Genomic DNA, 13,420 nt, shown 5'->3' with positions numbered 1-13,420 from the left:
TTGACCACCTCACTAAAATAAAGAACGGCGCTGGTGCAAAACCAGCGCCGTTGTTGTTTAAGTATTTACTCGACAATCAAGGTTTCATAGGCTGAGTAGACATTCCCATCAAAATCTTCAGCGAAGAAGCCAACGAGGTAATTCCCAGCGGGGGCTGGCTCAAGCTCCCAGGTAAAGTTATCGTCGCCAAATACAAAGGTTTCGCCTTCGTAATTGACAAATTCACTCTCGCCAGTTTGCTGCGATTCTTCCAGCCAGGTGTCGAGCACGACAAATTTATCGCCACGTTTGGGGTTGATTTCGCGCAACGAGCCAGTATCTTCTTTGCCGGTATAGCCAAGCACTTGGACCAACTCGCCATTGCTGAACAACATCAACGCGCGACGGGTCTTTTTGCCTTTGGCCGTAGTGTACAAGCCTTCGACCGTATAAGTGGCATCTTCGGGCGATGCACCATAATCCTCGGGGCTGAACAAGGCTAGGCTTGAGGTGGTTTCGTTGTGCATGGCAAAAACTTGTGTATCCCACTCGAACTCAATATCAATTGTCGAGGCCTCGCCCCAATCGGGATAAAAGACCCCGCCAATTTCACGCGTCTGCTCAGCATCAAGGTAGTCCATATCCAAGACTTGAATTGAATCGGATTCTTGATCGTAGTAGCCGATGAAAATATAGACAAAGGCAATATTATCGCCAGTGATGCTGCTCGTGAGTACAACTGGCTGATCGAGACTAGCGGTTGTACTGGAAAGTTCGATCGCTGCAACCGTAATAGGCTCGGAGCCTGGTGCTTCAACCTCGGTCACATCAATTGGCTCTGGGGTTGGAGTTGGCTGGCGTTCAACGGTTGCGGTTGGTTGCTCAATCGTAGTAGGTAGCGGCTTTTTGGCGTATTGGAAGGCCAAAAATTCATCCCATAGCGAATCGTTGACGAAGCTTACGGCAACCGTGTTATAGGATTTGTAGCCAGCATCGGCGCTGGTATACAGTTTGGAGTTGGGAAAATGGATCGAAATGCCAGTTGCTCCAGCTCTTTCATCGCCATGTTTCTCAGCGATCAAACTGCGATCAATCGCTGCAATCAGGTCATCGGCGGCTTTGTTGACACTTGGCACATTGACTTTTTGCTTAAGCAATTGAGCAAAGTGCCCAAGATCAATATAGGGCTTAGGTTGATCGCTATCAAACACGCTCTCGAAGGCTTGGGTGTAGCGCCGCGCTGCCGCTATATCTTTGCGCTCAGCCTCGGACAAAGTGATGACCAAGCGATCAAGGGCATCGATCACCGCAGGCAATTTGCCCAAATCGATTGCTGTTAGGGTGATCGCCTTGCGCTCTTGCTCTAAAACTTCCTCGGCAGAAACATCGCCATCAAAATCGTAGGTACGCGAAACATATTTGGCGCGGGCATCATCATCAAGAATTTGTTGATCTTGCTCGATGTAACTATCGACAATCGCCCGTGACAGCTCAGCGCCATCAATCTCAGGACTATCGGTTAAGCGCCCTAAAATTGCAGCATACGCCCAACCCAATGATGGCTCAAGCTCTTGCGAGGCCACGGCGTAACGAGCATAGGGCGCAATTGCGCTATAGACCTCAACATGGCTCATCAAGCAGGCATCGAAACCAATCAACTCGAATTCGCCAATGTTAGTTTCTGCGATGATATGTTCGAGTGCTTCGCTCATTTCCATTAGAAAGAGCATATCGCCAAAGCTCTCAGCCAGCGGAATATCGTGGCGACCTGTGGTTGAAGGATCTGGATCGCTCCAGCCGCCAGGCCAGCCAGCGCCATGGTCAGACATAATTAATACATATTTGTCTGAGGGATAGGTTTTGGCGGCCCAGGTGACAAAATCGATCAAGGTATCGGCATCGGCCATATTAACTTCGCCGAGATCAGCGACTTCTTTCGAGTTCATTTGCTCAAGATTGTCGTCTTGTTCGATGTAAAAGCGTTTGGTGCTCGTCCAATCGCCATCGCCATCGAAGCCGCCATCGTAACGATCAACCTGAGCAACTACACGCACCCGATCGGTTGAACCAACCAGTTCAGCCTCGTTGATGTCGTTGAGCATATCTTCTTCAAGAATCTCATCGTCGGCATCGGAGTAGAGCATAATCAGCCAGGTCTGATCATCGCGGCCAGCGGGGGTGCGAGTTGGGTCGGCGGGCGTAGCTTGGCCAGCAATCGGAGTGCGTTTTGCCACCGGAGTTGGTTCGGAGAGATCGGCACAAGCGGCTAAGAGCAAGAGTAAAATGAGGCTAAAACGAATCAAACGCCAGCGTCGCGGCGCAATCTGCTGCATACAACACTCCTACAAAGTGCAAAAAATGAATATTTTACCTAACATGGGTCAACGATTAATCATCATCGTTGCCACTAGGACGGCGGCGTTTGCGCAAGGTAATATGTTCATCGGCCTCTTTGACTGGGCGACGATCATGCGGCTCGTTAGCTTGGTCAAGTTGATCATCGGAGTCGTTGGTATGGGCGTTTTTCAAGCTTTCTTCGGCAACTTCGCGAACTTTTTTGGCAATGTCTTCAGGCTTCATCAAAGCACTCCTTCTACCAAGTGATTACTTACTACATAGAGCATCATGGAGCAGATTTATTGCAGTTGGGGTTATTTTGAATTATACATCGCTTGTTGCAAAAACGCTGATAACCATTAAAAACTCGTACCATCGATAGATCAAGTTTGGCGAGGAAACAATATTATCTAGATATTTGAATAAATCATTCAGAGCAAATCAGGGACTTACTCAATATCAGTTGCAACGGTTCATGGAATGCAGCTTACGAAGGCCGATCCATAGCGCCGCACGGTCATGATAAGTAGGGTCATGGGCTTCAATGATCTATTGGCGTGGAGGGAGATCAGGAGTTCAGTTGCGCCGACCACGAGCACGAGCATGGGAGATAAAGGGGATTGCTGTCAATCGAAAACGATGGTCAATGTATCAGATTCCATCCATAGCGCCGCTAGCTGCCGCTGGAAATCTGGTGCAACCATTGTGCTGAAACAGCATGGTTGCACCAGATTTCTAATATTCCAGCGCCCCAGTTCCAGGGTGTCACCACACCAAGCATTACCAGAGCCATCAAGATACGGCGAATCTGTAAATGGCTGGCATCCAAATCAAACCCGCCAGCTTTAAATGCTTCTCGAGAATGCTCAACAACGAACGTTATTCACTAAATGGCAGCGTCAGCGCCGATTGCTGGCCATCAGCCGTCGTGGCACTCGTTCGCACGAGCGATTCACCATTGCCAATTGCATTCCAAAGTTCAACTTTCAGTTTACCATTGGTCAAATTGGCAAAGCTACCTGTTGCCGAGCGCAACCCACGAGTATGAGTGTATAGTTCCCAGCCAGCCACCGGATCAGTCGCAAAATAGTTATAGGTTTCGATCCGATCCCATGTGCCATCGCCAGTAAAATCGTAAGAAACGCGCACTTGGCTGGCGTTGCCTACGCCTGTGCCTGCATCAAGATAGAGATTAAATTGAGTAGTTTTCGCAGGATCATAGGTTGCCGTCAGATCATTAATCTGATAGGTGATAGCATTAGTTGGCAGCCCATCCCAGTTCCCATTTTGGGCACTCGCAAGCTGATCACTAGCCGCAGCATTGCCCGGAATCATACTCAACATTCCGCTAGCGGTTTGGCTAGCACCATCAAGCAGATACAACTGCGAACGAAATGGGTTGGACGGAGTTATGAACGTGACAGTTAGGCTAGCCTCGGATTGATTGCCAGCAGCATCAAAGGCTGTAACCACCACGCTATAACTGGTATTGGCACTCAAGCCACTCAGCGCACAGCTCAGCGTAACGACAAGGCTACACCCACTGGCTGCTTGAGTTGCCCCATTCAGATACACCGAATAACCAACAATTCCCAGATTATCAGTCGCTGCATTCCAGCTAATCGTAGCCGTGGTAGAGCCTATATTGGCAATTGCAACATTTGTTGGCGCTGTTGGCTTAATCGTATCCAATTCGGGAGTAGTAAATGCGATGCTTGCGCTAGCCTCGGATTGATTGCCAGCAGCATCAAAGGCTGTAACCACCACGCTATAACTGGTATTGGCACTCAAGCCAGTGATAGTACAGCCGAGGCCTGTCACCATCTGACAATTTGCTTCAGCAACCTGACTACCATTGAGGTAGGCTGAATAACCCACGACCCCGACGTTATCGCTTGATGCTTGCCAGGTAAAGGCTGCTGAGCTAGCAGTCGTCGTGCCGCGCAGAAGGTTGGTTGGCGCAGTGGGAGCCTCGCTATCAACGGTTGTTACCAAGAATGGCAAAATCAAGGTTGATTGTTGCCCATCGGCGCTACTTGCACTCGTGCGAATGATCGATGGGTTATTGCCGATTGCATTCCAAAGCTCAAGTTTCACCTTGCCATTGGTCAAATTGGCAAAGCTGCCCGTTGCTGAGCGTAATCCACGAGTATGGTTATAGCGTTCCCAACTATTCACCGGATCAGTCGCAAAATAGTTGTAGGTTTCGATTCGATCCCATGTGCCATCGCCAGTAAAATCATAGGCAACGCGTGCTTGGGTGCCATTGCCAACTGCCGTGCCTGCATCAATAAACAACTCAAACTGGGTGGTTTTGCTGCTATCGTAGCTAGCCGTGAGATTTTTGGCCTCATAGCTGATGGTTTGAGTTGCCTGACCATCGATGTTGGTTGCACTCGCCGCTGGAATCGAATCGCTGGCGGCGGCATCGCCACTGGTTGTGCTGAGTTGGCTTGGTATAGTTTGAGTAGCGCCATCAAGCACATACCAAGGATTGCCAAATGTTGGTAATGGGTTGGTACGAATAACCAACCCATTGCTGGCAGCAGAAACATTACCCACCGCATCAAAGGCTTTCAGCGTAATGCTGTATTGAGTATTGGGCGTAAGTCCGGTTAGGCTACACATGGTTGTCGTTACAGCATTGCAGCTGGCAACCGCAATTGAGTTCGTGCCAAGATAGGCATTATAGCCAACCACGCCGACATTATCGCTTGAAGCCGTCCAACTTATGCCAATCGTCGTCATGGTTTTAGCCAAAACCTGAAGATTCAATGGTGGTGTTGGGGCTTGAGTATCGGCCAAGGTTGTCACGCTGATGTTAGCGCTGGCAGCAGAAACATTACCCACCGCATCAAAGGCTTTGACCGTAATGCTATATTCAGTATTGGGCGTAAGTCTAGTCAGGCTACATACGGTTGTCGTTACGCCATTGCAACTGGCAACCGCAATCGGGTTCGTGCCAAGATAGGCGTTATAGCCAATCACGCCGACATTATCACTTGAAGCCGCCCAACGAAGCAGCATACTGGCAGCAGTCACATCGGTAGCATTCAGGTTGGTCGGGGCAGTCGGGGCAATCCGATCAAGATCAGGCGTAGTTATGTCAACCGAATTACTCACAACCGAAACATTGCCCGCCGCATCAAAGGCTTTGACCGTAATACTATAAGCAGTGAGTGGATTCAGGCTGGTCAACGTGCATTGAGTTGTATGAACAGCTCGACATTCAGCTACTGGAGTAACAGCGTTATTGAGATACACTGCATAGCCTTCAACCCCAATATTGTCATTCGCCGCATTCCAAGCAAGCTGGGCAGTTGTAGCCGTGATTAACGAAACTGTCAGATTGGTAGGCGCAGTTGGTGCTTGATCATCACCAATCAGGCCAAGCGGGTTAAAGGCAGCATCGGCAAAAATCAACCAGGCTGCGCTCGACACCGCATTCGCCGTGCTCATCGTCCAATAGCCGTTGTTCGTCCCCTGCAACGAATAGGGTATTCCCCCACTCGCCGTTTGGCCCTTCGCCATTTGTTGTAGAAAATACGTCGCGTCGCTGGTGCGACCCACGGCCTGCAACGCCACAATCAATTGGCCTGTGCCCTCAAACCAAATATCATTGTGGTCACTGTTGAAATCCACTGCATCAATGCCACCCAAGGTCACCCGATGCGTCGTCAAGGCATACTCCAACGCCATCACATACTCGTCGCCCAACGCGGCCACGCCCCAGGTGTTCACATCCAACGGGTCGCGCTGATCCGCGCGGCCACCCAACCAGCGACCTTTGGCGGCATCCCACACCACCGTTTCGAGAAACTGCTTCACTTGCCCCGTGCGCGGTTGATCGCCATAAAAATAGCGAGCCGCCGCATACAGGTCGATCGCATGCTCGGTCGATCCCCAACTGTGGAAGCGATAGCCTTGTTGGGTCGCCTCAAAGCCACCATTCACCCCACCATCATCCTGCTGAAAGCCAAAGCCAAAGTTTACCGCTCGCAGCGCCATCTCGCGATAGGTCACCAGATCGCCGGTCGCCGCTTCATAGCTTGCCACTGCCAAGGCCACCCACACCGCTGGCCCCACATCACGATGCCATTCCAGCACTTGGTTGGGATTGCTACAAGCATAAATGTTGTGCCAACTGCCATCACTCCATTGTAAGCCACGCAAGGCGGTCAACACGGCACGCGCACGATCGTAATCGGCTTTCACCACAAAGGCGATCGCTGCTACCGCTTGGTCGTACACCACACACAGGTCGTCGGCAGCCCCACCTTGCTCGAAACTATCAACCAACCCATTGGGCAATTGCTGTGAGCGCAACCAACTATAGGCCTTATCCGAGGCACTCACGGGTGGCTCCACCATCACCGGATCAGGCGTTGGCGCAGCACTCGTGATATTTGCCGTGCCTAAACCTAGTGGGTTGAAGGCTGCATCGGCGAAAATCAACCATGCGGCACTCGACACTGCATTCGCCGTGCTCATCGTCCAATAGCCGTTATTCGTCCCTTGTAAGGAATAGGGTATTCCCCCATTCGCCGTTTGGCCCTTCGCCATTTGTTGCAGAAAATACGTCGCGTCGCTGGTACGACCCACGGCCTGCAACGCCACAATCAATTGGCCTGTGCCCTCAAACCAAATATCATTGCGGTCACTGTTGAAATCCACTGCATCAATGCCACCTAAGGTCACCCGATGCGTCGTCAAGGCATACTCCAACGCCATCACATACTCGTCGCCCAACGCGGCCACGCCCCAGGTGTTCACATCCAACGGGTCGCGCTGATCCGCGCGGCCACCCAACCAGCGACCTTTGGCGGCATCCCACACCACCGTTTCGAGAAACTGCTTCACTTGCCCCGTGCGCGGTTGATCGCCATAAAAATAGCGAGCCGCCGCATATAGGTCAATCGCATGCTCGGTCGATCCCCAGCTGTGGAAGCGATAGCCTTGTTGGGTCGCCTCAAAGCCACCATTCACCCCACCATCATCCTGCTGAAACCCAAAACCAAAGTTCACCGCTCGCAGCGCCATCTCGCGATAGGTCACCAGATCGCCGGTCGCCGCTTCATAACTCGCCACTGCCAAGGCCACCCACACCGCTGGCCCCACATCACGATGCCATTCCAGCACTTGGTTGGGATTGCTACAGGCGTAGATATTGTGCCAACTGCCATCACCCCATTGTGAGCCACGCAAGGCGGTCAACACGGCACGCGCACGATCGTAATCGGCTTTCACCACAAAGGCGATCGCTGCTACCGCTTGGTCGTACACCACACACAGGTCGTCGGCAGCCCCACCTTGCTCGAAACTATCAACCAACCCATTCGGCAATTGCTGTGAGCGCAACCAACTATAGGCCTTATCCGAGGCACTCACGGGCGGCTCCACCATCACCGGATCAGGCGTTGGCGTAGCACTTGTGATCGTCGCAGTGCCTAAACCTAGCGGATTGAAGGCAGCATCGGCAAAAATCAACCAAGCTGCACTCGACACCGCATTCGCCATGCTCATCGTCCAATAGCCGTTATTCGTCCCTTGTAAGGAATAGGGTATTCCCCCATTCGCCGTTTGGCCCTTCGCCATTTGTTGCAGAAAATACGTCGCGTCGCTGGTGCGACCCACGGCCTGCAACGCCACAATCAATTGGCCTGTGCCCTCAAACCAAATATCATTGCGGTCACTGTTGAAATCCACTGCATCAATGCCACCCAAGGTCACCCGATGCGTCGTCAAGGCATACTCCAACGCCATCACATACTCATCGCCCAACGCGGCCACGCCCCAGGTGTTCACATCCAACGGGTCGCGCTGATCCGCGCGGCCACCCAACCAGCGACCTTTGGCAGCATCCCACACCACCGTTTCGAGAAACTGCTTCACTTGCCCCGTGCGCGGTTGATCGCCATAAAAATAGCGAGCCGCCGCATACAGGTCAATCGCATGCTCGGTCGATCCCCAACTGTGGAAGCGATAGCCTTGTTGGGTCGCCTCAAAGCCACCATTCACCCCACCATCATCCTGCTGAAACCCAAAACCAAAGTTTACCGCTCGTAGCGCCATCTCGCGATAGGTCACCAGATCGCCGGTCGCCGCTTCATAACTCGCCACTGCCAAGGCCACCCACACCGCTGGCCCCACATCACGATGCCATTCCAGCACTTGGTTGGGGTTGCCACAGGCGTAGATATTGTGCCAACTGCCATCATCCCATTGCAAGCCACGCAAGGCGGTCAACACGGCACGCGCACGATCGTAATCGGCTTTCACCACAAAGGCGATCGCTGCTACCGCTTGGTCGTACACCACACACAGGTCGTCGGCAGCCCCACCTTGCTCGAAACTATCGACCAACCCATTCGGCAATTGCTGTGAGCGCAACCAACTATAGGCCTTATCCGAGGCCGTTGGCGTAGTCTGAGCAGCAGCTGATTGAATCGAAAAGGCAAAAAGACCGAGGATAAAGCTTGTGAGGATGAGCAGCGTGATCTTTCGAAATATACGATGACGCGCTAGCGTTGCTGAGTCCATCATTGGTCTCCTTTTTATTCAGAACATCCTGAATCTGGTTAAGGTGTTGGTAAAAGGGCCAGTTAAACACGGATCATGAAGGTTGGTGATAAAGAGGTGAGATCTTGAAATCGCTTTCAGAAAATTAGCATGATTTTAATAAAAAGTCAAGGATTTGATTGGAAATTTGGATTATTCTATTCATTTTATAAAGTTTGTGAAAATAATTTTCAAAATATCGTTTATTTTATGAAAATATTTTCAAAATACAGCGATACTAGGACAGTTGTGGAGCACAAGCAACAACGTGCTAATCGCAACATAAGCAGCAAGCAGCGATTAAACCAACGCCAACGATCCTTTTGCGCCACAATCGGCATAAGCCCATGCTTTGCATTCAAACGGGAATATGGTATTGTTGATGCTCATTATTCAATGTATTGATAGCTTGGAAGCACTAGTTTGGTTAAGTATTATGACTGGAAATAAACGGATCACCATCCATGATATTGCACGCAAAGCTGGCGTATCACCCAGTACCGTCTCGCGGGTTTTGAACAGCACCACGCCTGTAGCTGAAGCCAAACGCCAAGCTGTAACGATTGCGATCCAACAGTTGGATTATCGGCCAAATCTGATTGCCCAAGGCCTAGCTCGTGGCACATCCACAATTATTGGGGTACTGACCCAAGATATTGGTAGCCCGTTTTATGGCGAGTTGCTGCGCGGCATCGAATATGGCTTTCGGGGCAGCCGCTATCACCCTATTTTTGCCAATGGCAACTGGCAACAAGCTGAGGAATACAACGCGTTAAACATTCTGCGCTCACGCCAACCCGAGGCACTGATCATTTTGGGCGGCTTAATGCCCGATGCTGAAATGTTGGCCGTAGCCCAAGAGTTTCCTTTGATCATTATTGGGCGAAGTGTGCCAAGTTTGGAAGAATATTGTGTTTTAGTTGATAATTTCCAAGGAGCCTATCGCGCAACCCAATATTTAATTGAAATGGGTCATCAGCGGATTGCCCATATTACTGGGATTCGCAGCCATCAAGATACACTTGATCGCCAAGCGGGCTACGAACAAGCTCTGCGCGATGCCAACTTACCAATTAATCGCGACCTGATTGTTGAAGGAACTTTTCAAGAACAATCGGGCTTACTCGCCGTTGAAACCTTATTAATGCGAGCGAACCCGTTTACCGCCCTCTTTGCTGCCAATGACCAAATGGCCTATGGAGCCCGCTTAGCACTCTATCGGCGGGGAATTCGCGTCCCTGAAGATGTTTCACTGATTGGCTTTGATGATTTACCAAGCTCAGCCTATACTACCCCCCCATTAACCACCGTTCGCCAACCAACCTTTGAAATGGGCATGAGTGCCGCCAAAGCAACGCTTAATTTAATCGATCAACATCCATGGTCATTGCCTCAGCTAACTCCCGATTTGGTAATTCGTGAATCAACGAACTTTGCACGCCGTTAGCAGCGATCAGCCAAGCAAAAATGCTTGCCCAAAAACGCTCCTCGAAACAAATACCTCAAATCCTTATTAACATTAAATCAGGGCGGACGCAAGCTGCCTAATAGCGAATGCCACATTCCCAAAAATACCGCGCCGCGCAGATCAAGCGAGGAGGTCAGACAGTACTGATACCCTGAATGGGAATGCGCTTCGTTCGTGGTTTTGCTGGAGATTAGTGTCGCACATATGTGCTATAATCCTAAGAAGGTTTCTCTGCTGAATTGTAACAAAGGAGCACCGTATAGCAACTATTCGAGAAGGAAATAACGCGGCACTTGTGGTCGTTGATGCCCAGGTTGGGGTTATCAATGACGCATGGGATGCATCACGGATCATCGGGAATATTGCCCGCGCTGTGGAGCGTGCTCGTGCCGAAAATATTCCCGTGCTATGGGTTCAACACGCTGATGCAGAACTGCCCACTGATAGTCCGCAGTGGCAATGGGTTCCAGAGTTAGTGCCAACTGCAGGTGAGCCACGCATCCATAAGCAGTTCAATTCATCGTTTGAACACACCACCTTATCGGAAGAACTAGAAGCGTTAGGAGTTTCGCACCTAGTGCTGGCAGGGGCGGCAACCAATTGGTGCATTCGCGCCACGGCGTATGGAGCACTTGAACGTGGGTATGATCTCACCTTGCTTAGTGATGCACATACCACTGGAACGATCCAGTTGGAGAACGGCACTCTGATCGAAGCGGCAGCCATTGTGCAAGACCTCAATATCGCCATGCAGTGGCTGTCCTATCCGGGGCGCACGAATGGCACGGCACGCACCGAACAGATCGACTTTACACGCCCAGGCGGCGAGTAGTAGGCCTTCCCTGACAGGTATGGGGTATGCCAATGCTTCGAGCATTCACTGTTTGACTCATTGCCGTACCTCAAATGATAATGCGCAATTCATACATTTCCATCAGCATGTACTCATTGGAAGACAAACGGTATAATCACTTCGCGGCGATCCAAAACTTTGACGCAAGTGTTCTAAGCCGACAGCGGTTCACCCCCACGCCGGTGGGGACAATGGCCTGACCTCAAATCAACGGGATGCTTTGCAAGGTTCACCCCCACGCCTGTGGGGACAATCCATCAAGCACGGCTTCAATCGTTGTCTGTTCCGCTTCACCCCCACGCCTGTGGGGACAATTTCCTCCCAATACTTTTACTGTTGTTCCCTCTCGGTTCACCCCCACGCCGGTGGGGACAATATTTCCAGTCTTTCCTTTTTGTGTTCATCGTACGGTTCACCCCCACGCCTGTGGGGACAATTGAGATGGAGCATTAGAGGATTTAGAAACAAACGGTTCACCCCCACGCCTGTGGGGACAATGCGTTGCCGAGCTGGCCAGCGTGATTGAACAACGGTTCACCCCCACGCCTGTGGGGACAATGCATTTCAGCATATGAAGGTTTGGCCACACGACGGTTCACCCCCACGCCTGTGGGGACAATACATCTTCCGGCAGCCGCAGCAATGAGCGCGTCGGTTCACCCCCACGCCTGTGGGGACAATGTGGCATACACAGACAAGAATTGGTCAGCGGCCGGTTCACCCCCACGCCTGTGGGGACAATGCTTTTATACCCAGGCGAGACTTGCACATGCTCGGTTCACCCCCACGCCTGTGGGGACAATAGCAACAAGCTATTGCCGATGTCTTGAGCAGCCGGTTCACCCCCACGCCTGTGGGGACAATCCCAGCCAAGACTACCGATAGCCGAGCAGGCTCGGTTCACCCCCACGCCTGTGGGGACAATTGCTTATGAGACTAGTACACGTAATGAGGCCGCGGTTCACCCCCACGCCTGTGGGGACAATTGCTTATGAGACTAGTACACGTAATGAGGCCGCGGTTCACCCCCACGCCTGTGGAGACAATCACTTGGCGAGATCAACGACCTTGAAGAACAACGGTTCACCCCCACGCCTGTGGGGACAATAGATTCATTATTAATCTCTTCATCAGTTTTTTCGGTTCACCCCCACGCCTGTGGGGACAATCCGTCTGGTTTATGCTTGATCGTGGCGTTCGGCGGTTCACCCCCACGCCTGTGGGGACAATCGCATCAAACAGCCAGCGATTCAAGTGGGCAGCGGTTCACCCCCACGCCTGTGGGGACAATCAATGTCAAGTAACGGCTCAATGCCACACGGTTCACCCCCACGCCTGTGGGGACAATTTGTAGGCCATGTCGCTTTCGTTCTTGAGTTGCGGTTCACCCCCACGCCTGTGGGGACAATGCTTGGCACAACGAGCAAGCTGGATATTATCCACGGTTCACCCCCACGCCTGTGGGGACAATCCGTCTGGTTTATGCTTGATCGTGGCGTTCGGCGGTTCACCCCCACGCCTGTGGGGACAATATAACACCTGGCATTGGCCGGAATAGTTGAGGGCGGTTCACCCCCACGCCTGTGGGGACAATATAACACCTGATGAAAACAGATAAAGGTACAACGGTTCACCCCCACGCCTGTGGGGACAATGGTGCGCACTTCCGCCGTGCGGAGCATGCGGGCGGTTCACCCCCACGCCTGTGGGGACAATTGCATAGGCTTCGGCTAAGGGGACAAATGTGCCGGTTCACCCCCACGCCTGTGGGGACAATCATATTCATCGGCGAGCGCTCCGGCGTTTTGACGGTTCACCCCCACGCCTGTGGGGACAATCCGCTTCTGAGTGTTCCGGCCTCTACTGGGATCGGTTCACCCCCACGCCTGTGGGGACAATACCTACTTAGAAACTCCGCCAATTTGAATTGACGGTTCACCCCCACGCCTGTGGGGATAATTTTGGTTAGGTTGCTGAGTGATGCGCCTATATCGGTTCACCCCCACGCCTGTGGGGACAATATCTTGACAAGGGTACTAGGCAAAAGACAGGACGGTTCACCCCCACGCCTGTGGGGACAATTTATCAATCCGAGGAACTGATGTGGTCCTGAACGTATAGACATGTATGCTATCATACTGGTACGGGAAAGGAATCCACCAATGACACGGCAAAACCCTCGCACCTTTACGGCGGAATTTCGCCACATGGCCCTTGATCTCGCG

Annotated in this window: 5 protein-coding genes and 1 CRISPR repeat array; of the genes, 2 read left to right on the top strand and 3 right to left on the bottom strand. The window is 51.8% G+C overall.

Annotation, left to right across the window (positions count from 1 at the left end; genetic code table 11):
• Window positions 1–65: 65 nt before the first annotated feature.
• The 3 genes from ABEB26_RS24270 to ABEB26_RS24260 all read right to left on the bottom strand — a co-directional run bounded on the left by ABEB26_RS24270 (window position 66) and on the right by ABEB26_RS24260 (window position 8,859).
• Window positions 66–2,312, bottom strand: coding sequence for a clostripain-related cysteine peptidase (locus tag ABEB26_RS24270; protein ID WP_345724680.1), 2,247 nt, complete (start codon window positions 2,310–2,312; stop codon window positions 66–68).
• Between the two features lie 55 nt (window positions 2,313–2,367).
• On the bottom strand, window positions 2,368–2,559 hold the full coding sequence (locus tag ABEB26_RS24265; RefSeq protein WP_345724679.1) for a hypothetical protein: 192 nt from the start codon (window positions 2,557–2,559) through the stop codon (window positions 2,368–2,370).
• A gap of 636 nt (window positions 2,560–3,195) precedes the next feature.
• Window positions 3,196–8,859 carry a fibronectin type III domain-containing protein gene (locus ABEB26_RS24260; protein WP_345724678.1) on the bottom strand — a complete coding sequence of 1,888 codons (5,664 nt, stop codon included), beginning with the start codon at window positions 8,857–8,859 and terminating at the stop codon, window positions 3,196–3,198.
• 451 nt (window positions 8,860–9,310) lie between these two features.
• Here ABEB26_RS24260 and ABEB26_RS24255 point away from each other — a divergent pair, with 451 nt between their 5' ends.
• Both ABEB26_RS24255 and ABEB26_RS24250 read left to right on the top strand, forming a co-directional pair.
• Entirely contained in the window at window positions 9,311–10,321 is a 1,011-nt protein-coding gene (locus ABEB26_RS24255) for a LacI family DNA-binding transcriptional regulator (protein ID WP_345724677.1), read from the top strand.
• A 316-nt stretch (window positions 10,322–10,637) separates the two neighbouring features.
• Window positions 10,638–11,174, top strand: coding sequence for a cysteine hydrolase family protein (locus ABEB26_RS24250; RefSeq protein WP_345724676.1), 537 nt, complete (start codon window positions 10,638–10,640; stop codon window positions 11,172–11,174).
• A 185-nt stretch (window positions 11,175–11,359) separates the two neighbouring features.
• A CRISPR array of direct repeats spans window positions 11,360–13,277; the repeat unit is 29 nt; unit sequence CGGTTCACCCCCACGCCTGTGGGGACAAT.
• Window positions 13,278–13,420 lie beyond the last annotated feature (143 nt).

The sequence above is a fragment of the Herpetosiphon gulosus genome, assembly GCF_039545135.1.
In the GTDB taxonomy this organism is placed as follows: Bacteria; Chloroflexota; Chloroflexia; order Chloroflexales; family Herpetosiphonaceae; genus Herpetosiphon; species Herpetosiphon gulosus.
This window is presented reverse-complemented; position numbering and strand designations above follow the sequence as displayed.